22 protein-coding genes are annotated in these 19,529 nt (G+C 61.2%); 8 read left to right on the top strand and 14 right to left on the bottom strand.

All coding sequences use genetic code 11. The annotated features are described in order from the left end of the window. Positions 1–13 precede the first annotated feature (13 nt). Positions 14–1,045, top strand: coding sequence for an ABC transporter substrate-binding protein (locus AB4O08_RS01625; protein WP_010211093.1), 1,032 nt, complete (start codon positions 14–16; stop codon positions 1,043–1,045). Positions 1,046–1,079: 34 nt separating this feature from the next. On the opposite strand, the gene nadE is transcribed toward AB4O08_RS01625, so the two are convergent. Genes nadE through AB4O08_RS01640 form a run of 3 tightly spaced genes read right to left on the bottom strand, consistent with a single transcriptional unit; the run spans position 1,080 to position 3,767 of the window. Next, positions 1,080–1,889 carry an ammonia-dependent NAD(+) synthetase gene (nadE, locus tag AB4O08_RS01630; RefSeq protein ID WP_010211094.1) on the bottom strand — a complete coding sequence of 270 codons (810 nt, stop codon included), beginning with the start codon at positions 1,887–1,889 and terminating at the stop codon, positions 1,080–1,082. A 1-nt stretch (position 1,890) separates the two neighbouring features. Next, positions 1,891–3,108: a nicotinate phosphoribosyltransferase gene (gene pncB, locus AB4O08_RS01635; protein ID WP_460114661.1), complete on the bottom strand. Its 1,218-nt coding sequence runs from the start codon at positions 3,106–3,108 to the stop codon at positions 1,891–1,893. An 11-nt stretch (positions 3,109–3,119) separates the two neighbouring features. Further along, positions 3,120–3,767, bottom strand: coding sequence for a nicotinamidase (locus AB4O08_RS01640; protein ID WP_010211097.1), 648 nt, complete (start codon positions 3,765–3,767; stop codon positions 3,120–3,122). A 147-nt stretch (positions 3,768–3,914) separates the two neighbouring features. Here AB4O08_RS01640 and AB4O08_RS01645 point away from each other — a divergent pair, with 147 nt between their 5' ends. Continuing rightward, the gene (locus AB4O08_RS01645; protein ID WP_010211098.1) at positions 3,915–4,607 is read left to right on the top strand and encodes an NUDIX hydrolase; all 693 of its coding nucleotides are present in this window, start codon (positions 3,915–3,917) and stop codon (positions 4,605–4,607) included. Positions 4,608–4,625: 18 nt separating this feature from the next. On the opposite strand, the gene AB4O08_RS01650 is transcribed toward AB4O08_RS01645, so the two are convergent. After that, positions 4,626–5,399 (bottom strand): L-iditol 2-dehydrogenase, encoded by a 774-nt coding sequence (locus tag AB4O08_RS01650; protein ID WP_010211099.1) that lies wholly within the window; start codon positions 5,397–5,399, stop codon positions 4,626–4,628. 18 nt (positions 5,400–5,417) lie between these two features. Next, positions 5,418–6,716 carry an ABC transporter substrate-binding protein gene (locus AB4O08_RS01655; RefSeq protein WP_460114662.1) on the bottom strand — a complete coding sequence of 433 codons (1,299 nt, stop codon included), beginning with the start codon at positions 6,714–6,716 and terminating at the stop codon, positions 5,418–5,420. Between the two features lie 211 nt (positions 6,717–6,927). Between AB4O08_RS01655 and AB4O08_RS01660 the strand changes: the two genes are divergently transcribed. The 3 genes from AB4O08_RS01660 (at position 6,928) to AB4O08_RS01670 (ending at position 10,006) form a co-directional block, all read left to right on the top strand. Then, positions 6,928–7,866, top strand: coding sequence for an AraC family transcriptional regulator (locus AB4O08_RS01660; RefSeq protein ID WP_021493291.1), 939 nt, complete (start codon positions 6,928–6,930; stop codon positions 7,864–7,866). Positions 7,867–8,021: 155 nt separating this feature from the next. Beyond that, positions 8,022–8,969, top strand: coding sequence for a nucleoside-specific channel-forming protein Tsx (locus AB4O08_RS01665; RefSeq protein WP_198729871.1), 948 nt, complete (start codon positions 8,022–8,024; stop codon positions 8,967–8,969). Positions 8,970–8,983: 14 nt separating this feature from the next. After that, the gene (locus tag AB4O08_RS01670; protein WP_198729872.1) at positions 8,984–10,006 is read left to right on the top strand and encodes a purine-nucleoside phosphorylase; all 1,023 of its coding nucleotides are present in this window, start codon (positions 8,984–8,986) and stop codon (positions 10,004–10,006) included. Between the two features lie 15 nt (positions 10,007–10,021). Here the strand turns inward: AB4O08_RS01670 and AB4O08_RS01675 are convergent, their stop codons facing one another. From AB4O08_RS01675 to AB4O08_RS01685, 3 genes are all read right to left on the bottom strand, one after another. Then, on the bottom strand, positions 10,022–10,981 hold the full coding sequence (locus AB4O08_RS01675; RefSeq protein WP_198729873.1) for a quinone oxidoreductase family protein: 960 nt from the start codon (positions 10,979–10,981) through the stop codon (positions 10,022–10,024). Positions 10,982–11,011: 30 nt separating this feature from the next. Next, positions 11,012–11,185 carry a DUF1427 family protein gene (locus AB4O08_RS01680; protein ID WP_010211105.1) on the bottom strand — a complete coding sequence of 58 codons (174 nt, stop codon included), beginning with the start codon at positions 11,183–11,185 and terminating at the stop codon, positions 11,012–11,014. Positions 11,186–11,274: 89 nt separating this feature from the next. Beyond that, positions 11,275–12,039: an AraC family transcriptional regulator gene (locus AB4O08_RS01685; protein WP_021493294.1), complete on the bottom strand. Its 765-nt coding sequence runs from the start codon at positions 12,037–12,039 to the stop codon at positions 11,275–11,277. A gap of 144 nt (positions 12,040–12,183) precedes the next feature. Here AB4O08_RS01685 and AB4O08_RS01690 point away from each other — a divergent pair, with 144 nt between their 5' ends. Beyond that, complete coding sequence (locus AB4O08_RS01690) at positions 12,184–12,456, top strand: hypothetical protein (protein ID WP_010211107.1); 273 nt, start codon at positions 12,184–12,186, stop codon at positions 12,454–12,456. Positions 12,457–12,485: 29 nt separating this feature from the next. On the opposite strand, the gene AB4O08_RS01695 is transcribed toward AB4O08_RS01690, so the two are convergent. From AB4O08_RS01695 to AB4O08_RS01705, 3 genes are all read right to left on the bottom strand, one after another. Continuing rightward, the gene (locus tag AB4O08_RS01695) at positions 12,486–12,656 is read right to left on the bottom strand and encodes a metallothionein (protein WP_010211108.1); all 171 of its coding nucleotides are present in this window, start codon (positions 12,654–12,656) and stop codon (positions 12,486–12,488) included. An 89-nt stretch (positions 12,657–12,745) separates the two neighbouring features. Further along, positions 12,746–13,198 carry a DMT family transporter gene (locus AB4O08_RS01700; RefSeq protein WP_010211110.1) on the bottom strand — a complete coding sequence of 151 codons (453 nt, stop codon included), beginning with the start codon at positions 13,196–13,198 and terminating at the stop codon, positions 12,746–12,748. A gap of 4 nt (positions 13,199–13,202) precedes the next feature. Next, complete coding sequence (locus AB4O08_RS01705) at positions 13,203–13,691, bottom strand: DMT family transporter (protein ID WP_010211111.1); 489 nt, start codon at positions 13,689–13,691, stop codon at positions 13,203–13,205. Positions 13,692–13,809: 118 nt separating this feature from the next. Between AB4O08_RS01705 and AB4O08_RS01710 the strand changes: the two genes are divergently transcribed. Then, the gene (locus tag AB4O08_RS01710) at positions 13,810–14,742 is read left to right on the top strand and encodes a LysR family transcriptional regulator (RefSeq protein WP_021493295.1); all 933 of its coding nucleotides are present in this window, start codon (positions 13,810–13,812) and stop codon (positions 14,740–14,742) included. A 12-nt stretch (positions 14,743–14,754) separates the two neighbouring features. On the opposite strand, the gene AB4O08_RS01715 is transcribed toward AB4O08_RS01710, so the two are convergent. The 3 genes from AB4O08_RS01715 to AB4O08_RS01725 all read right to left on the bottom strand — a co-directional run bounded on the left by AB4O08_RS01715 (position 14,755) and on the right by AB4O08_RS01725 (position 18,573). Beyond that, positions 14,755–16,077, bottom strand: a complete 1,323-nt coding sequence (locus AB4O08_RS01715; RefSeq protein ID WP_010211114.1) for an Nramp family divalent metal transporter — start codon at positions 16,075–16,077, stop codon at positions 14,755–14,757. A gap of 41 nt (positions 16,078–16,118) precedes the next feature. After that, positions 16,119–17,672 (bottom strand): DUF726 domain-containing protein, encoded by a 1,554-nt coding sequence (locus tag AB4O08_RS01720; RefSeq protein WP_021493296.1) that lies wholly within the window; start codon positions 17,670–17,672, stop codon positions 16,119–16,121. A gap of 103 nt (positions 17,673–17,775) precedes the next feature. Then, positions 17,776–18,573, bottom strand: coding sequence for an AraC family transcriptional regulator (locus tag AB4O08_RS01725; protein ID WP_010211116.1), 798 nt, complete (start codon positions 18,571–18,573; stop codon positions 17,776–17,778). 107 nt (positions 18,574–18,680) lie between these two features. Between AB4O08_RS01725 and AB4O08_RS01730 the strand changes: the two genes are divergently transcribed. Beyond that, positions 18,681–19,466, top strand: a complete 786-nt coding sequence (locus tag AB4O08_RS01730; RefSeq protein WP_010211117.1) for a crotonase/enoyl-CoA hydratase family protein — start codon at positions 18,681–18,683, stop codon at positions 19,464–19,466. Positions 19,467–19,529 lie beyond the last annotated feature (63 nt).

The following is a 19,529-nucleotide window of genomic DNA, read 5'->3' on the forward strand; positions in this document are numbered from 1 at the left end:
AGGAAAAACATCCATGAACCCACGTATTGCGCTGTCCTGCTTGTCCCTCGCCCTGCTCGCCTCCACCGCGCACGCCGCGCCCACGCTGTACCTGGGCATGAACGGCGGCACCATGGAGCGGGTGTACGCCGATAAGGTGCTGCCCGCGTTCGAAAAGGCCAATAACGTCAACGTGGTGATCGTGCCCGGCACCTCGTCGGACATCCTCGCCAAGGTCCAGGCCAACAAAGACAACCCGCAGATGCACGTGATGTTCCTCGATGATGGGATCATGTACCGCGCCATCGCCATGGGCCTGTGCGACAAGCTGGCGCCAAGCCCGACCCTGGAACAGATCCCCGCCAAGGCGAAGATCAAGGAAGAAGCCGTGGCCGTAACCCTCGGCGTCACCGGCCTGGGCTACAACGCCAAGATGTTCAAGGAAAAAGGCTGGGCCGCGCCCACCTCCTGGATGGACCTCGCCGACCCGCGCTTCAAGGACAAAGTGGTGTTCCAGTCCCTGGCTTCATCCACCTTCGGCCTGCACGGTTTCCTGATGTTCAACCGTATCCAGGGCGGCGACGAAACCAACGTGGACCCCGGCTTCAAGGCCTGGCCGAAAACTGTCGGCCCCAATGTGCTGGAATACATCGCCAGCTCCGCGAAGATCTCCGAAATGGTGCAGACCGACGAAGCCGCGATCTTCCCGCTGACGCCCACCCAGGTCGCCACCCAGAAACTGCTCGGCGTGCCCATGGAATATGCGCAACCCAAGGAAGGTGCGGTGGTGCTGAACGTGGCTGAATGTGTGATTGCCCGTAACGACCAGCCGGAACTGGCGCAGAAACTGGCAGCCTTCCTGCTCACCGCCGAAGCCCAGGCCCCGGCGCTGGAAGAAGGTGACCAGATCCCATCGAACCCGACCACGCCGACCACCGACAAGACCCGGGCACGGGTCGAAGCCATGCAGGGTTACTTGCAGACCGCGATTTCAATTGATTGGGACCAGGTCAACCAGGCGCGGCCGGAGTGGAATGCGCGCTGGAGCCGCTCAATCGAACGTTGACCGAAATCCCCTGTAGCAACTGGCTCGCCAGCGCCTACAAGGGGGTAATGGGCAGCGCGCGTTTGTGGGCGGTCTTCAGGTAGGCCTGCTCGACAATGGTTCTCACGCGCTCGCTCACCGGTTCGCCCATCAGGTAGGCGTCGATCTCTGCATACGTGCAACCGTAGGCATATTCATCCAGCTTGCCGGGTACGAGTTCTTCCAGGTCGGCGGTGGGGTGTTTGTGCACCAGGTTGTCGGGGGCGCCAAGGGCCGTGGCGAGCAGGCGCACCTGGGTTTTTGTCAGGCCTGACAGCGGGGCCAGATCGCAGGCGCCGTCACCGAACTTGGTGAAAAACCCCATCAACGCTTCAGCGCCGTGGTCGGTACCGACCACCAGGCCGTCATGCAAGTTGGCCACGGCGTACTGGGCGATCATCCGCGTGCGTGCCTTGACGTTGCCCTTGATGAAATCGACATGGGCGGCGCTGGCTTCAGTGGTGGTCAGGCTGGCCATGAGGCCGTCGACGCTGGCGGCGATGTTGAGCGTGTCGATCTGGTCCGGGGTGATGAACGCCAGGGAGGCCTGGGCGTCGCTTTCGTCGGCCTGGGTTTTATAAGGCAGGCGCATGGCGATGAAGCGCGCGGCGTAGTCTTCGTCGCGCAATTGCGTCACTGCCAACTGGCACAGACGACCGGCCGTGAGGGAGTCAACACCCCCACTGATGCCCAGTACCAACGCCTTGCAGCCGGAGCCGCGCAAAGTGGCCTTGATGAAGTCGATGCGCCGCTGGATTTCGTTGGCCTCACCGCCCTTCACCAGCGTGCGGTCGATATTCAGTTCCTGCACGATACGGTCTTGCATGTCACACCTCCACGTGGCCGACGTTGAATACCTTGGCTGCATACTGCAAAAACGAGGCGTCTTCGCAGACGTTCTTGACCGGGTCGTCCGAGAATTTAACCACCGGTTCGCCATGCACCCGCACCAGCTTCATCACGATGCTCAACGGCTCCACGCCCTCCACATCGCAGGCCAGGCTGGTGCCCATGCCGAACCCGAACCGGGCCTTGCCACGCACGTGGCGCAGGATCGGCAGGCATTTTTCGAAGTTCAGGCCGTCGGAGAACATCAAGTCCTTGGTCATCGGGTCGATGCCCAGTTGCTTGTAGCGGGCCAGCACCTTGTCGGCCCAGACGATGGGGTCACCGGAATCCTGGCGCAGGCCGTCATACAGCTTGGCGAAGTAAAGGTCGAAGTCCTTGAGGAAAAAGTCGGTGCTGATGCAGTCGGTCAGGGCGATACCCAGGCGGCCACGGTATTCGCGCACCCAGTTTTCCAGCGCAGCGTTCTGGCTTTCGCGCAGCCGCCCCAGTTGCTGGTGCACCATCAGCCATTGGTGGGCCATGGTGCCGATCAGCGGCAGGTCGAATTCGTAGGCCAGGTGCGCGTTACTGGTGCCGACGAACTGACCGGGGAAGTCGCGGCGCATGATATCGACCACCTCGCGCTGGGCCTTGAATGACAAGCGCCGCCGGGTAGAAAAGTCGGACACACGCAGGTCAGCCAGCTCTTCGCGGCTGAGGTTTTTCTCCAACCAGTCGAACTTCTGGTAGAGCTTGCGGGTGACGTCTTCCAGGGTCACATCGGGGTATTTGTCGCGGTTGCGCAGCTCACTGACCTGGGCCAAGACCGGCTGTTCGAACATGATGCAGTGCAGCATCGGGCCAACCACGCGGATGTTAAGTTGGCCGTCGATTTCGCTGACGTGAATGTAACGCAGGTTGAAGCGGAACAGGCCGAGGAAACGCTCGTAATCCGGGGTGAGGTATTCGCGAAAGCGGGGGTTGAACAGAAAGCGCAGTTCACCTTCGCGCATGTGCAGCCCGGCCATTTTCTCAAGCTCGGCGCGCAGTTCGGGGATCAAGTGGCCGAGTTTCTCCTTGGAGCGGACGATGAAGTTGTATTCCACATCGACATTCGGGTGTTGGTGCAACACGGCTTGCATCATGGTGAAGGTGTAGTAATCGGTGTCGAGCAAACCCTGGATAACGGGCGTTTCGTAGTCGTAGGCACTTTCCATGGTGTCTCTCCTTAACGCGCGGCCATCGCGGCCAGTTCTTCGCGGGTGCTGCTGATGACGGCACCAGCCTTGAGCAACTCATTGACCGCCTGCACACCCCCCTCCTCCGTGATACCTCGGCATGCCGGCAAATGCAGGATCACCTCCAGGCCGGCCTTGAGCAATTGCAATGCGGTGGTCTTGACGCAGTAGTCCAGGGCCAGGCCGCCGACGATCACGCGGGTCACGCCTTGGGCGTTCAGGTACTCGATCACGCCGGTGGACAGTTTGTCGTGCAGGTCGTGGTAACAGGCGCCGTAGGGGTGCAGGTCGGGTTCAACACCTTTCCAGATGAAGTAGTCATAGTCATAGGGCGTAGGCAACGCGTCCAGCAAGGTGAAGCCCTCGGTGCCCGGTACGCAATGGCTCACCCAGGTCACATCGGCATGGGCCAGGCCGGTGGGTTGCAACATCTCGCTGTGCTGCGACACCACCCAGGGCGCATGCGGGGTGTGGGCATCCTTGCTGCCGACGCGATGGCCGGCCAGGCTGGCCATGTAGTTGAGCTCGGCACCGATCTGGTCGCCGCCGGCCACCGGCAATTCGTTGGGGCACAGTGGCGTGAAGCTCTTCTGGGCGTCGACATCGAATGAAGCAATGGCAGTTTTCGCGAGGGTCATGGCGATTCTCCTGTGGCCTGGAAACAAAAGTACACGTCATGTACTTTCATTGCAAGAAACATTTGGTTATCTACGCTTGAGCCAGTACATGACATATCTGCTCGATTCGTTAGACTGTGCCCCACAGCTGTCTAGAAGGACGTCAACATGCCCCTTAGCCCCTACCTGCACACGGTCGACCTGTGCGTACTGTTTTACTGCCGCGCCGCTGGCGAACTGAAACTGTTGCTGAACAAGCGCGAGGCCGAGCCGTTCGCCGGGCATTGGGCGCTACCGGGTGTGGTGGTGAATGGCGATGTGCAAGATCTGAGCCTCCAGGCTGCGGTGGAGCGTTTGCGTGCAAGTGACAAGGTCGGACTGAGCCTGGCCTGGAGCGAGCAAGTGGGTACGGTGGGCGATGCATTTCGCGACCCGCGCTGCTGGTCGTCGTCCACCTACTACCTGGCGATCGTGAGCGATGAGACGCAGTTGGGTGAGCACCAAGGCTGGTTTTCACTGAAGGCAGTGGCCGATGGCAGCATCAAGCTGCCCTTCGATCACAACAGCATCGTGGCCGCCGTGCAGGAACGCTTGTTCTCCAAGTCGCTGTACAGCAGCTTGCCGCTGATGTTCCTGGGCAATGAGTTCAGCGCGCCGGAAGCGACCACGATTTTTTCCCTGGTGCTGGCGCGGCCGGTGTTGAAGACCAGTATTCGTCAGCGCTTGCTGAAGCTGACTGAGGCGGGGTATTTGCGCGAGACGGGGCGTAAAAAGCAAGGTGAAGGCGGCAGGCCCCAGGCAACGGTGGAAAACCTGAAGCCCGGGGATATTTATTTCTTCGACCGCAGTTTTGCCGAGTAAAACACTCGCTGCCGGAGTTCAATTCATCCAGTTGCCGCCGTCGACGTTGTAGGTCTGGGCCACCACATAGTCGGCCTCTTTGGAAGCCAGGAAGATTGCCATACCCGTCAAGTCTTCCGCCGTGCCCATGCGCCCAAACGGCACCTCCGCCCCTACGCGCTGCTTCTTCTCGCCCGGTGCCAGGCCCTCGTGCTTGGCAAACAATGCATCCACGCCATCCCAATGCTCCCCATCCACTACACCGGGTGCGATGGCGTTGACGTTGATCCCCTGCTTGATCAGGTTCAACCCCGCCGATTGCGTCAGGCTGATCACCGCCGCCTTGGTCGCGCAATAGATCGCCACCAACGGCTCACCCCGGCGCCCGGCCTGGCTGGCCATGTTGATGATCTTGCCGCCGTGGCCCTGCCTGATCATCTGCCGCGCCGCAGCCTGCAGGGTGAACAGCGTGCCGGCGACGTTGATCGAGAACAGCCGATCGTAACTGTCGCGGGTGATGTCGACGATGGGCGCCAGGTCGAACAATGCGGCGTTGTTGATGAGGATATCGAGCTTGCCAGCCTGGGCGACCACCGCGGTAATTGCGCCGTCGATGGACGCCTGATCGGTGACGTCCATGGCGACGGCATAGGCCTGTGGGCCCAATTCAGCGGCGGTGGCCTGGGCCCGTTGCAGGTCGATGTCGGCGATGGCCACGGTGGCGCCTTCGGCGATGTAGGCCTGGGCAAAGGCGCGGCCGATACCACGCGCCGAACCGGTGATCAGTGCGCTCTTGCCTTCAAGTCGTTTCATGGAAAAGTCCTGTTGAAGTTATTTCGGGTAGCCGGCGCGTTTCATTTCGCGCTCGGTGGTGGACTGGGCGTCCAGCAAGGCCTGGTCAACCGACATACCGCCAGTCAACGCCGCCGAAAACAGCTTGCCGACCGAGGTGCCAATCGCCTGGAACTCGGGAATGGTCACGTACTGGATGCCCACGTACGGCACTGGCTTGGCCGAAGGATGCGCGGGGTCGGCGTGCTTCATCATCTCCAGGGTCACCTGGGCGAACGGTGCGGCCTTCAAGTACGCCTCGCTGTAGGTAGACTGGCGAGTGCCTGGCGGTACGTTGGTGATGCCTTCTTTGTCGGCGACCAACTGGATGTAGTCCTTGGATGTCGCCCAACTGATGAACGCCTTGGCGGCGTCCTTGTGCTTGGAGGTGGCCGGAATCGCCAGGGACCAGGCGTACAACCAGGACGAGCCTTTGTCGGTGACTTCGGTAGGCGCGGCGGCGAAACCAACGCTGTCGGCGACCTTGCTCTGGCTCTTGTCGGTGGTGAAGGAGCCGGCGACGCTGGCATCGACCCAGATCGCGCATTTGCCGCTGTTGAACAGTGCCAGGGTTTCGTTGAAACCATTGCTGGAAACGCCCGGCGGGCCATATTGCTTGAGGGTGTTGACGTAGAAGTTGGCGGCCGCCGTCCACTCGGGACTGGTCAGCTCGGGCTTCCACTGCTCGTCGAACCAACGTGCGCCAAAGGCGTTGGCCATGGTGCTCAGCAAGGCGATATTTTCACCCCAGCCGGCCTTGCCGCGCAGGCACATGCCGTATTGGCCTTTGTCCTTGGCGGCGAACTCGCCGAGTTGGCTCCAGGTAGGATGCGCGGGCATGCTCAACCCGGCCTGCTTGAACAGGTCGGTGCGGTAGTAGGTGACGGTGCTTTCGCCGTAGAACGGCAAGGCGTACAGGGTGTTGTTGACCGACAGGCCCTGGCGCACTGAAGGGAAGATGTCGTCGGCGTCGTAGTCGGGCGGCAGTTGAGTCAAGGGTTCCAGCCAGTGCTTGGCGCCCCACAATGGGGTTTCGTAGGTGCCGATGGTCAGCACATCGAACTGCCCGCCCTGGGTGGCGATATCGGTGGTAAGGCGCTGACGCAGCACGTTTTCTTCCAGTACCACCCAGTTGAGCTTGATGTCCGGGTGCTGCTCTTCGAACACCTTGGACAGGCGCTGCATGCGGATCATGTCGCTGTTGTTGACCGTGGCGATGGTCACGGTGTCGGCGGCGTGGCTGGGTATGGCCAGCGCCAGGCCGGAAAGCAGGAACAACGCTTGCGGGAGCTTGGACATAGCGGTTTCTACCTGTTGTTTTTGTTGTTGAGGGCCGATTACAACAGCTTGACCAAGCCCCCACAAACGCGTGGAGGATGAGCGAGTGGTACTTTTTTAACCTTGGCGTGAAGGTTAAAAAAGTATCAGTGCCAGGCAAAACCAGGGGTAGCGCGCTCCCGTCCGAGGCGCGTATTTTGGAGCGATTCCAAGCATCATAAGAATCCCCGCCATGCCCATCAGCCGCGCCAAGCTGTTCGAGCACCGCCCCGCCGAACTCGAAGTGATCCTGCCCGAGCCAGAGCATTGCTTCCGCTGGTTCGAACACGACTACCCCTATGACCTGGCGCGCTGGAACCACCACCCCGAATTTGAAATCCACCTGATCCGTCAAGGCAGCGGCAAACTGGTAGCGGGCGACTACATCGGTGCGTTCAGTGCCGGGCATGTGGCCCTCATCGGCCCTGACCTGCCCCACGACTGGATCGGCGAACTGGCGCCCGGCGATTACCTGACCGGCCGCGATGTGGTACTGCAATTCGACGGCGCCGCCCTCCTCGCCCTGCGCACAACCCTGCCAGAACTCGGTGACCTGCAACCGCTGTTCGAGCATGCCCGCCGCGGGCTGGAATTCACTGGCGACACCGCGTTGCAGGCTGCGCGCTTGATGGAAGCCATCGGCACCGCCCACGGTCTGCAACGCTTGATCCTGTTCCTGCAACTGCTCGATACCCTGAAGAACGCCCCGACGCAACAGGTCAAGGCCCTGGCCAGCCCCTGCTATGCGCCGACGCTGGATGCACGCAGCGCCGAACGCATCAACCAGGCGTTCGATTATCTGATGCGCGAGTTGACCGGCGATGTGCGCCTGTCGGTAATCGCACAGCAACTGGAGATGAGCGAGCCGGGCTTCTCGCGTTTCTTCAAGCGCAACACCGGCCACGGGTTCATCGACCTGATGCGCAAGTTCCGTGTCCAGCGCGCCTGCCGGCTGCTGTTGCAAAGCGACATGTCGGTGGCGGACATCTGCTTTGAAGTGGGCTACGCCAACCTGTCCAATTTCAACCGGCACTTTCGCATCGAGATGCACCAGACGCCGAGTGATTATCGACGGGAAACCGCGATGCATCTGTTCCAGTGCATTGAGAAAATGACACCCAGTCAATTCTGACCAAAAGGTCGACTAAATCGCGTTTTTTTCAGTTTGATCAAGCCATTGAGCAAACTTGGTACAGCCTGTGCAAACGTTTGCGGTACGAACTTGCCTGCCAAGTTCATCCTTACCCGAAGCATCGGGTTCAAACCGCGTACGAATAGGGATTTTCAATGCACTCCACCTCAAGGCGTCCTGCCCTCTTTGGTGTTTCCTTGCTACTGGCCGCCGTTACGGGAGTACTCAGCGCCCCCATTTTGGCGCAGGCCAAACCCATCGATGACTCAGCACAGGGCGAAACCCTCAGCCCTGAAGCCAGCCCGGCGAAAAAAGGCGTTTACCTGTCGGACTGGTTCAACCAGGACCTGACATTGATCGGCAGCAAAGACATCAGCTTCGGCCCCAAGCCGCAGGATGACATCTACCTGGAATACGAGTACTTCGGCCGCAAGGGGCCCTTCGAGTTGTACGGCTATATCGACGTGCCGAAGATCCTCACCATCGGTAACAGTAATGACAAAGGCGTTTGGGACCATGGTTCGCCGGTGTTCATGGAACACGAACCCCGTATCTCCATCGACTACCTGGCCGGCCGCAGCCTGGCGATCGGGCCATTCAAAGAATGGTACGTGGCGTTCGACTGGATCTACGACCACGGCAGCCGCAAGGAAAACCGCGCCAACACCCTGTACAGCGGCCTCGGCACCAACATCGACACCCATTCGCGGGTGAACCTGTCGGCCAATTTCTACGGGCGCTACCAGTGGGAAAACTACGGCGCCAGCAATGAATATTCATGGGACGGCTACCGCGCGCAAATGAAGTACATCGTGCCCATCGGCAAGTTTGATAACGGCGCCTCGCTGACCTACATCGGCTTCACCAACTACGATTTCGGCTCCGACCTGCACAAGGACAACCCGGCGCGAACCGCCAACTCCCTGGTGGCGACCAACGTGCTGCTGTACTCGTTTACCCACCTGCGCTTCACCCTGGTCGGCCGTTACTTCCATAACGGCGGCAACTGGGAAGACGGCAGTGAGTTGAATTTCGGCGAAGGCAACTTCCGCGCCCGTTCCGACGGCTGGGGTTACTACGCCGGCGTGGGCTACCAATTCTGATAAAGGAGCTTTAGATGAAAGCGTTTACACGTCTCTCAATAGCCATCGGCCTGGCCATGCTGCCCCACGTGGTACTGGCTGATACGCCTGCGCCGATCAAACCCAAGGTCATGCTGATCACCATGTTCGCCCCCGAGGCGCAAACCTGGATCGATCGCCTGGAACTCAAGCAGGAAGTGCGCGTGCCAGGACTGTCCGCCGAATACCCGGTGATCCGCTGCAACACCCAGGACGTGTGCCTGTTGGTCACCGGCATGGGCCAGACCAACGCTGCCGCGTCCACACTGGCCTTGGCGTTGTCGCCCAAATTCGACCTGCGCCAGAGCTACTTCCTGATCGCTGGGATCGCCGGCATCAGCCCCAAGCACGGCACCATCGGCACCGCCGCCTGGGCCCACTACCTGGTGGAGTTCGGCACCCAGTGGGAGCTGGATTCGCGGGACGCGCCCAAGGATTGGCCGACGGGCTACATCGGCATCAACACCAAAGGTCCCAACGAGAAACCCCCGTTGGATTACAAGACCGAAGTGTTCGAGCTGAACCCCAAGTTGCAGGCCAAGGCATTCGCCTTGTCGCAGAACGTCGAACTCACTGAAAGCAAGGAATCCGCCGCCTGGCGCAAACACTATCCCGCCGCGCCGGCCAACCAGCCGCCGCAAGTCACCCGCTGCGACACCCTGGCGGGCAACACCTGGTTTTCCGGTACGCGCCTGAGCGAACGCGCCGAAGTCTGGACCAAGCTGCTGACCGACAACAAAGGCGAATACTGCACCACCCAGCAGGAAGACAATTCCACCTATGAAGCACTGCTGCGCGCCAGCCGCGAAGGACGGGTGGATATCCAGCGCCTGGCGGTGGTACGTGCAGGCTCGGACTTCGACCGTCCGTACCCTGGCTACAGCGAAGTGGACAACCTGCTGAAGTACGCGGATCAGGGCGGTTTTGTGCCAGCGCTGGAGAACCTGTACCGCACGGGCAACCCGTTGGTACAGGCAATCCTCAAGAACTGGTCAGCCTGGGAAAAGGGCGTTCCGTAGGCATGACCGACAGGATTAAGGCAGGAGGATGATTTTGTCTGCGCTGCCTTGATTCACCGCCTCATAGCACTGCACCCCATCGGCCAGCGCCACTTCACGCAGGCCGGTGGGCAGCGGCAGCAAGCCGTCATCAAAGAAACGTCCGAACTGCTCCAGCATCACCGCGCATTGCTCGCAGGTGTAGAGCAACGAATTGATCCCCACTACCGAGCCACCTTTGCGATACAAGGCCAGGGCGGGTAACTGTACATAGCCATCCCCCGGCGCAGCGATGATGGCGATGCGTCCGAACGGCGCCAACGCGGAAACGGCCGCCGGTAGCCAGAAACCGGTGGTGTCGAAGATCACATCGGCACCGCCCTTGAACACCCCATTGACCTGCGCAGCGAGGTCTTCCGGTTTACCCAAGGTCATCGCGTCGAAACCTTGCGCCTGCAATACGTCGACCTGCTCCGGCCGGCGCACAGCGGCCAGTACCTGTGCGCCACGGATTTTCGCCAGGGCCAGGGTTGCGCTGCCCACGGCGCCATTGGCCCCCATCACCAATAGGCGCGTGCCCTTGGTCACGCCACTGCGTTCCAGCGCATCCCAGGCGGTGGTGTACGGCACACCGAGGCTGGCGGCCTGGGCAAAACTCAGATGGCTGGGCTTAGGCGCCACGCCCTTGGCCGACACGGTGAGGTATTGGGCGTGGGAACCGTCGGCAAAAAAGCCCAGGTCGCGGCCGGTGCCCCAGACTTCCTGGCCTACCAGGTCCTGCGGCCCCTCCACCACCACCCCGGCAAAATCGCGGCCGGGAATGCGCGGCAATGTGGTGTAGGGAAAGCGGCCGAGCACGTTTTTGACGTCGCTGGGGTTAAGACCGGCGGCCTTGATCTGCACCAGCACTTCACCGGCAGCCGGCACCGGGGTGGCGACGTCAACGAAGTGGAGGGCGGCGAGGTCACCGGTGGCGGAAAATTGCAGTGCGTTCATGGCCAATATCCATCGAAGTGAAAAAAGAGATCAGGAGAACCAGGCGCCAATCAGCTGCCGGCCCATGGGCCAGAGCTTTTCGCCCAGCAACATGCCCATCAGGCCCACCAGGGCGATGGCCGGCGGTGCGGGTGAGCGAAAATCCAAGGCGCCGTAGATCACGCCGACAAACAAACCGATGGCGAGGGAAATCAGGTAGTTCATGAGGACCGTGCCTTAGAGGTGAATGCGCTCAGTGTAGAGAGCACCTTCCTGAAGCATCGGCCAAGTGCTTCAGGATTTCGGCCAAACCCTCAGTCGACGTAGTGCGAAGGCGCCACACCGAGTTCGCGGCGGAACATGTCGCTGAAACTGCTGGGGGAGTAACCGAGGGAGCGCGCGATGGCACTGACAGACTGGCCCTGGATCAACTCCGCCACTGCGGTGGCCAATTGCACCTGGCGGCGCCATTCGGCGAAGCCCATGCCCAAATTGTTCTGGAACAGTCGCGACAAGGTGCGCACGCTGGCACCGGCGGTTTCGGCATGATGTTCGAAAGCAACCTCCAGGGAGGGCGCAGCCATGATGGCCTGGCACGCAGTGATCAGCCGTCGGTCAGCGCCCACCGGCATGGCGATGCGGATCTGCGAACGCCGCGCCCGCTGCAACTCCAGCAAGGCCAGGCTGACCACGGCGTCGTAATACGCCGCCTCGCCGCTATCGCCCTCCTCCACCAGCGTGACGATCAACTCACGCAGCAACCCACCGACTTCGATCACCTGCACCTGGCTGTCCAACGTGGCCGCCAGTGCCGGGCGCAGGTAGATGTTGCGCATCTGCAAATCCGACACCACACGAATCCCATGCGCCACCCCGGGCGGCAGCCAAACGGCGCGTTGTGGCGGCACCACCAGGGCTTCGCGCGGTGTCTCGACCCACATCACGCCGCTCATGGCATAGAGCAATTGGCCCCAGTCATGGCTATGGGGTTCAACGTACAGCCCACGCGGATAAGTGCGCGCCAGGGGCTGCACGGGGACGGCGTGATCACTGAGGTCGGGAGGCGCAGCCAGGGCCATGGAGTGCACATCAAGCAAGGGTGAGCCGCCATGGTAATGACCACCGCCCGACAATCCGAGTGAATTTTTGCGACCCACGGGGATCATTGGCTTATACCGGCGCAGCTCGGAAGCGCGCCACCCGCTTGATCAAGGAGAGAGACAATGGATTCAACACAATCGGTCAACGGCAAGGCACAGATCGACTACACCCAGGACACCCTGTTCGGGCCGATTACCCGGCATGTCGAATGCCAAGTGAGCGTGCAACATCAACCTGGCTGGACGGTACTCAACGTGTTCCAACCGTTGCCGGACGATCTACGTGATGCGCAAACGGTGGTGTTGGCGCTGGAGGGGCGTCGCACCAGTGGGGTTGTAAAGCATCGTCGAAACCTGGCGGACCATAGCTTGCGGCTCGAACTCGAGCGGCAATAGGAGCCGGCAGGCCGGCTCCCGCAAGCATGTCAGCTTTTGGCGGACTTGGCGCACTCGCAGCCGGTTGCCGCCGCACACGGCTCACCATGGGCATGGTGCTCCGCACAGCCCTGACAGCAATAGCCCTTGCCGTCCTTCATTACCGCGTCAGCTCCCAGCACACACTTGCAGTGTGGGCAGGCACAGGTTTTATCTGGCATGGTCAGACTCCTTTTTCATGGTCGTCCCGGTGCGGCGGGCGCCGGCACCTTAATCAGTGACTGCGGCCCGCCGGCGATGGTTCAAACCGTCAGTCGGTGCGGGTATTGCTGCGGTACATGAACACCAAGGCCAGGGCGAGGCACACCATCGCCACGATCCGCGCCCCCGACAACTCAATCGCCGGGTTGCCCAGCCAGCCAAAGTTGTCGATCAGCATGCCCATGCCCAATTGCCCGACGATCACCGCCACCGTCGCAACCGCCGTGCCGACGACAGGCACTGCGCCGACCATGACCATCATGTACACCACGCCGAACAAGGCCCCCGTGAGTTGCCATTTCGGCACCTCCAGCAAGCTCACCGCCTGGGCGGGCTCAAAGAACAGAATCAACAACGCGGTGACAATCGCCCCGACCACAAAGGTCACCAGGCTGCCGCGCAACACACCCACCGTCTGGCCCAAGCGACCATTGATGGCGGCTTGCACACTCAACACCGCACCTGCGGCGACCACAACAACCAGTAACAGAATCAGATTCATCGCCTTAACCTCGTGCAATCAGAACAAGTGCCACCACAATCAACGTCAGGGCGATCCAGCGTTCGCCATTGACCCGCTTGCGCGCCGTGCCGAACCAGCCGAAATGGTCGATCAGCACGCTCTTGCCAACTTGACCCGAGAGAATCGCGATCATGGTCATCGCGATGCCGATATGGGGCGTGGCCAGGGTCAGCACCACCACATAGATCGGCCCCAGGAAACCGCCGATCAACTGCCAACGTGGCAGCTCGGAGAGTGCCGGGCCTTTTTGCGGGCCGCTGAACAACAGCAGCAGAAACAGGATGGCCGAGCCCACGCCAAAGATGCTCAATGTCGCCCACAAATGCCCGACCTGCACACCCAATGGCCCGAGCAGGCCGGCTTCAACCGACAATCCCATGCCAGCCAGTATCACCAGCGGCAAAAGCAGTAGCCGCAGGACATTTTTTTTCGGCTTGGCGTGCGCCACACCCTCAATGGAACTCGCTTGCATACATCACCTGCACATCAACAAAGGATTGGATGGCGCGCATTATCCGGTGGCAGTCCTATGCGATAAATGGGAGCATGCCTACAACACCTTTGCGCAAAACGCACAGCCTGGAGACACCATGCAAGGCTTGAATGAACTGAGCTTCAAGGCACTGCGCCTGTTCGTCGCCGTGCTGGACTTAGGCAGCTTTTCCGAAGTGGCGCGCCGTGAGGGCCTGGCGCCCTCCTCCATTTCCCGGCAGATCCAGCTGATGGAACAGGCCCTCGGCCAGCAGTTACTCTACCGTCACACCCGCGCAGTCAGCCCTACCGAAGCCGGACGCCTGCTCGGGCGACATGCCCGCTTGATGCTGGAACAACTGGAAGCCGCCGGCCAGGCGCTGCAGGAACAGGAAAGCGAGCCCAGCGGCCTGGTGCGCATCAATGCGCCGATGGTGTTCGGGCAGCGCCATCTCTCCCCTTGGCTGGGCGAGTTGTGCCGGCGTTATCCAAAACTGCAATTGGATATCCAGCAAACCGACACCTACGTCGACCCGCTGCAAGACGGCACCGACCTGCTCTTTCGCATCGGTGTGCTCAACGACTCCAGCATGCAGGCACGCATCTTCGCTCCCCAACGCTTTCGCATCGCCGCCAGCCCTGCCTACCTGATCCGACATGGCACCCCCAAGCATCCTGACGAACTGATCAACCACCAGTGCCTGGCCTACAAAGGCATCACCGGCCAGCAACGCTGGTTCTTCCGCAAGGGCCAGGGCGACTGGGCACCTTATAGCGTCAAGGGCCCGATCACCGGCAACCATGCCGACACCCTCACCCACGCCGCCGAACAAGGGTTGGGACTGGTGGTGTTTCCTTCCTGGTTGATCGGCGACAGTTTGCGCGCGGGCACTTTGCAGGCGGTGCTGACAGAGTACGAAGTGGCGACAACATTGGAGCCGCAGCAGATTGCAGCCCTGTGGCCGGGGAGCCGACGGTTGTCGCTGAAGGTGCGGACGGTGATTGATTACTTTGTAGAGTGCTTTGGCGGGGTGCCTTATTGGGATCGGTGAGCTTTGTTGCGTCTATCCAAACACCCATTGCCCAATCAGCCAGGCATTCGCCCCACTGATCAGCGCAAACAGAAACCACGCCAGCAAGCGTGTCGGCAGCCGATTCACGAACGGCCCCATCAGCTGTTTGTCGCCGGTCATGCGAATCAACGGATACAGCGCAAACGGCAACTGCAGGCTGAGCACCACCTGGCTGAGGATCAGCAATTTGCCAATGGCATCGTCGCCCATCAGCCATACCCCCAGGAACGCGGGGATCAACGCCAGCCCACGGGTGATCAAACGCCGTTGCCAGCAAGGAATACGCAGGTTGAGGTAGCCCTCCATGATCACCTGCCCGGCGATGGTGCCGGTAAAGGTGGAACTCTGCCCAGAGGCCAGCAAGGCAATGCCAAACAGGATGCTGGCGAAGGCACCGCCGACCAATGGATCAAGCAGGTGATAGGCATCCTGGATCTCGACCACGTCGGTGTGGCCGGTCTTGTGGAAGGCTGCGGCGGCGAGCACCAGAATCGCGGCGTTGACCAACAAGGCCAGGGCCAACGAGCCAATGGTGTCGATACGCGCCAACTTGACCGCGTCCTGTTTGCTGGCCAGATCCTTGCCAATCAGGCGAGTTTGCACAATGGAGCTGTGCAGGTAGAGGTTATGCGGCATCACCGTGGCACCGAGGATGCCGATGGCCAGGTACAGCGGTGCAGCATCGCTGATGGCCGACAGTGACGGAGTAAAACCGCTGAACACGTCAGGCCAGTACGGTTTGATCAATACCAGTTCGATGAAGAAACACACGCCGATCGTCGCTACCAGTGCCAGCATGATCGCTTCCAGACGACGGAAACCCCGGTTCTGCAGGGCCAGGATCAGCAGCGTGTCGAAGGCAGTAATGACAATGCCGGTGGTCAGCGACACCCCCAGCAGCAAGTGGAATGCCAGGGCACAGCCCAGCACTTCGGCAAGGTCGGTGGCGACGATGGAGATTTCCGCCAACACCCACTGGGTGCGTGCAGACCGCCTGCTGTAGCGCTCGCGGCATAGCTGCGCCAGGTCCTTGCCGGTGGCGATGCCCAGCCGCGAGCACAGGCACTGCACCGCCATCCCCGCCAGGCTGGCCAGCAGCACCACGAACAACAGGTTATAACCGTAGCGTGAGCCCGCCTCGATGGCCGTGGCCCAGTTGCCGGGGTCCATGTAGCCAATGGAGATCAGCAGGCCTGGGCCGGCGAACATCAGCGCGCGCTTGAAAAACGAAGCCTTGGGATCAACGGCAACGGAACCGGCCACTTCCGGCGGGCAAAATGGGGCAGTAGCGATTTTTGGCAGGCTGAATTTCACGCGGTATCCCAGGCAAACACTCTCGATAGAGGCGCAGCTTATCAGTCGGACGCGACGGTGCGCATCACCGTGTCCCGCGGCAGGTCGAACGCTTCGACCACTTGCACCACCAGGTCCATCTCCTGGTTCAGCGCTTCACGCTCCATGCGCTGGCGAATCACGCCGACCACCAGCACCGCCAGCGTGGTGATCGAATACGCCGGGCCGGAAAACGCGCGCACGCCGCTGACCAATAGCATCGCCGCCGCCACCGCCTGCCCCACCACCGGAATCGCCGTGGCCGCACCGCGACGCAGGATAAACCCGGTCAGCCCGGCCAGCGCCGTACCGCTCAACGCGGTGGTGGCCGACCGGCCTACGTCAAAACGACTGAACAGCCCCTGCTCCTTTTGCGCGGCGGCCTTGAGTTCGGCGTCGAACACCTGCCGGTCCGCGCTGCTGAGCTTGTCTTTGTACTGTTCGATGAGTTTTTCGGCGACCTCGGTTTCAAGATCGGCCAGCGCGACACTATCAAGAGGCTCATCGAACTTGATCCCCAGCCGCTGCACCACATCTTCAGCGATCTGGCGGTAACTCACGCCATGGCCTCGGGCCAGGTTCATAAAGGTATCGCCGCCCATGCGCTGCAACTCAATGGCCAGCTTGAGCGGCTCGCGCGCAGTGGCGTCTATGGATGCACTGCGTTTTTGCGCCATCAGTTCGGCGAGGAATTTCAACTCTTCAGGTCGCGCCTGTACCAACGCCGGGAACAACTCCGCGTCCTCTTCGGCAAAACGCACTTCAGCGCTGCGCTGGTCGGAGCGGATCATGCCGCGTCGCTCGTGCAGCAGGTCGGTGTACTGCACCACCGTCTGCAACTGCGGCCAATAGGCGGCGTGATCGAAGGTCGCCAGGTGCACGTTGGTGACCTTGGCCTTGAGCGCCGGCGTCACCGGGATCGCATAGCGACCGATGCAACGCTCAGTATCCGGTTTCAGCGCCAGCGCCCAGTCTTTGCTGGAGTGGCAGTTGATCACGCGCCCGTTGAGCGGCGCTGATACATCATCCCACGGGCTCGACGTACAGATTGCCCCGCCCATCAACAGCAGATTGTCCAATGGCAGTTCGCGGGCGGTGTCGGGGCTGGCGAGCAGGCTCTTGACCAGAATGCGTGCGCCAAGGGAATGGCCGATCAGGTTGATACGCCGGACTGCCAGGGACTCGCTGTGCAGGTAGTGAGCCAGTTCCGGCAGCAGGCTCCTGGCGACCTCGTCCACACGGGCCTCGACGCTTTTGTAGTGGTCGAGGAAATACGCAATCGCCTTGCCCAACCCGACAGTCGCCGCGCCCAGGCTGCCGCCGCCGAGCATCGCGCCGATCACATCCTTGAACGGTGCAAACAGGTTCTCCAGGAAATGCCCCGCCGGCCAGAACAACATCAGGTTGGTGGAGCCTTCGATGCCCGCCAACTGTGCCTTGAAGCTGCCCAGTTGTTGCCGGTTGAAGAACGCCGAATAGCCGTGGACATAGAGATTAAGCACATCGCCCTGAGGCTCACCGCACATCAGGAACGTGGGCTTGCGGGTGCGGTGCATTTCATCCCACTGGTGTTGCATGGGCCGGTGACTCCGGGTGACAAGGGACGGCGATAGTAACAAAGGCCACGGCTCAACGTCGTACCGCTGGGGGAAAAGGCACCACGTTGGCCCCCCCTTTCTTTCAGAAGATGGAAGCAGCCTTGGACTTGGCCAGGTAACGCGCCGGTGAATCGCCCAGGTTACGGCGAAACACCGAGGTGAACGCGCTGGAGCTGCTGAACCCCAACTCGAACGCCACATCGGTAATGGACGAGCCATGACTGAGCCGCGCCGTCGCTTCCAACAGGCACACCTGCTGGCGCCATGACACAAAGGTCATGCCGGTGCATTCACGGAAGTTACGGGTAAAGGTGCGCCGGCTCATGCTCGACCAGTCGGCCATCTCGCAGATGGAAATTTTCTGCGTCGGTGCCTCAAGGAAACGCTGACAAGAACGGGCCAGCCGCGCTTCGGAGGGCAATGGCGCACTGAGGGGCAACTCGGGCATGGCGCCGATTTCATCGATCAGCAGGGTCAGCACACACCGATCGCGCACGCTCGGCGACGCCGATGGCCCAATCGCCAGCGCCGCCTCCAATAGATGGCGCAACAGCGGCGAGACGCCAAACACCTGGCAATAGTCCTGCAACCCAGCGCGTTGGGCCGCGTCGTCATTCAGGTAGGTATTGAGCATCACCACGTCGCCGCGCATGTGCATCTCATGGGATATCCCGCCCGGCACCCAAATGGCGCGCTGCGGCGGCACGACCCAATTGCCGAGGTCAGTGAACATTTTCAACGCGCCGGTGGACGCATAGGCGAACTGCCCGCGCCGGTGGGTATGCCGTGGAAACACCGTACCGGACGGGTACTCGCGCAGCGTCACCACCGCTTCGGGGCTATCGGGTTCATAAGGAGAAAAACTGAAGGTCGGTGGCATGGCCCAATTTTGTCAAAGTATGACCTGACATAGCAAGCGGGCCATCACTCTGCCACCTAGAATCGTCGCTCCCCAAGTTGGGTTCATATCGAAGGGATATTCGGAAAATGAGTGGCAAAAACTACTTGGACGTAAGCGTAGACGGCGCCGTTTTGATGGTGGGTCTCAACCGCCCGCAGAAGCGAAACGCGATGTCTCTGGAAGTGATGCACGAACTGCGCGATACCTTCACCAACATACCCGACGGCATTGGTGCCGCCGTGCTCTACAGCACCAGCCAGCATTTCTGCACGGGGTTGGACCTGTCGGAAATCCGCGACCAATCGGTCATCGATAACGTCCAGGCCTTCCGCGAATGGCACAAGACCTTCGAACTGATCCAGTTTGGCAAGGTGCCCGTGGTAGCCGCCATTACCGGTGCCGCCATCGGTGGCGGCCTGGAAATCGCCACCGCCTGCAGCTTGCGCGTGGTGGATGACAGCGCCTTCTTCTCGCTGCCCGAAGCCATGCGTGGCCTGTATGTCGGCGTCGGCGCCTCGGTACGCTTCCCACGTATCGCCGGCATCGCCCTGATGACCGACATGATGCTCACTGGCCGCACGCTCTACGCCAAGGAAAGCTATGAACGCGGCGTGGCCCAGTACCTGGTGCCGGTCGGCCAGGCGTTACTCAAGGCCACCGAGTTGGCACACAAGATCGCCGGCAACCTGCCCATGACCAACTACGCGGTGACCCATGTGTTGCCACGCATTGTCGATCAGAGCCAGCAGGACGGCCTGATGACGGAAGCCTTGATCGCCGCCGTGGTGTCTTCCGACATCCGCACACAGGATCGCCTGGCCGACTTCCTGGATCGCAAGAAGGACAAGATCCAGACCGCGCCAGCGGTGTAACTCCCGGTCGTGAACGTTGCCGGGCACACCTCGGCAAACCATGGATGGCCGTCACAACTCACT

The organism is Pseudomonas sp. H3_E07, from assembly GCF_054668895.1.

Bases quoted from the DNA above. Each gene is read 5' to 3' on its own strand.
- AB4O08_RS01625 (WP_010211093.1), top strand. From the start codon at position 14: ATGAACCCACGTATTGCGCTGTCCTGCTTGTCCCTCGCCCTGCTCGCC.
- nadE (WP_010211094.1), bottom strand. From the start codon at position 1,889: ATGCAAGACCGTATCGTGCAGGAACTGAATATCGACCGCACGCTGGTG.
- pncB (WP_460114661.1), bottom strand. From the start codon at position 3,108: ATGGAAAGTGCCTACGACTACGAAACGCCCGTTATCCAGGGTTTGCTC.
- AB4O08_RS01640 (WP_010211097.1), bottom strand. From the start codon at position 3,767: ATGACCCTCGCGAAAACTGCCATTGCTTCATTCGATGTCGACGCCCAG.
- AB4O08_RS01645 (WP_010211098.1), top strand. From the start codon at position 3,915: ATGCCCCTTAGCCCCTACCTGCACACGGTCGACCTGTGCGTACTGTTT.
- AB4O08_RS01650 (WP_010211099.1), bottom strand. From the start codon at position 5,399: ATGAAACGACTTGAAGGCAAGAGCGCACTGATCACCGGTTCGGCGCGT.
- AB4O08_RS01655 (WP_460114662.1), bottom strand. From the start codon at position 6,716: ATGTCCAAGCTCCCGCAAGCGTTGTTCCTGCTTTCCGGCCTGGCGCTG.
- AB4O08_RS01660 (WP_021493291.1), top strand. From the start codon at position 6,928: ATGCCCATCAGCCGCGCCAAGCTGTTCGAGCACCGCCCCGCCGAACTC.
- AB4O08_RS01665 (WP_198729871.1), top strand. From the start codon at position 8,022: ATGCACTCCACCTCAAGGCGTCCTGCCCTCTTTGGTGTTTCCTTGCTA.
- AB4O08_RS01670 (WP_198729872.1), top strand. From the start codon at position 8,984: ATGAAAGCGTTTACACGTCTCTCAATAGCCATCGGCCTGGCCATGCTG.
- AB4O08_RS01675 (WP_198729873.1), bottom strand. From the start codon at position 10,981: ATGAACGCACTGCAATTTTCCGCCACCGGTGACCTCGCCGCCCTCCAC.
- AB4O08_RS01680 (WP_010211105.1), bottom strand. From the start codon at position 11,185: ATGAACTACCTGATTTCCCTCGCCATCGGTTTGTTTGTCGGCGTGATC.
- AB4O08_RS01685 (WP_021493294.1), bottom strand. From the start codon at position 12,039: ATGGCCCTGGCTGCGCCTCCCGACCTCAGTGATCACGCCGTCCCCGTG.
- AB4O08_RS01690 (WP_010211107.1), top strand. From the start codon at position 12,184: ATGGATTCAACACAATCGGTCAACGGCAAGGCACAGATCGACTACACC.
- AB4O08_RS01695 (WP_010211108.1), bottom strand. From the start codon at position 12,656: ATGCCAGATAAAACCTGTGCCTGCCCACACTGCAAGTGTGTGCTGGGA.
- AB4O08_RS01700 (WP_010211110.1), bottom strand. From the start codon at position 13,198: ATGAATCTGATTCTGTTACTGGTTGTTGTGGTCGCCGCAGGTGCGGTG.
- AB4O08_RS01705 (WP_010211111.1), bottom strand. From the start codon at position 13,691: ATGCAAGCGAGTTCCATTGAGGGTGTGGCGCACGCCAAGCCGAAAAAA.
- AB4O08_RS01710 (WP_021493295.1), top strand. From the start codon at position 13,810: ATGCAAGGCTTGAATGAACTGAGCTTCAAGGCACTGCGCCTGTTCGTC.
- AB4O08_RS01720 (WP_021493296.1), bottom strand. From the start codon at position 17,672: ATGCAACACCAGTGGGATGAAATGCACCGCACCCGCAAGCCCACGTTC.
- AB4O08_RS01725 (WP_010211116.1), bottom strand. From the start codon at position 18,573: ATGCCACCGACCTTCAGTTTTTCTCCTTATGAACCCGATAGCCCCGAA.
- AB4O08_RS01730 (WP_010211117.1), top strand. From the start codon at position 18,681: ATGAGTGGCAAAAACTACTTGGACGTAAGCGTAGACGGCGCCGTTTTG.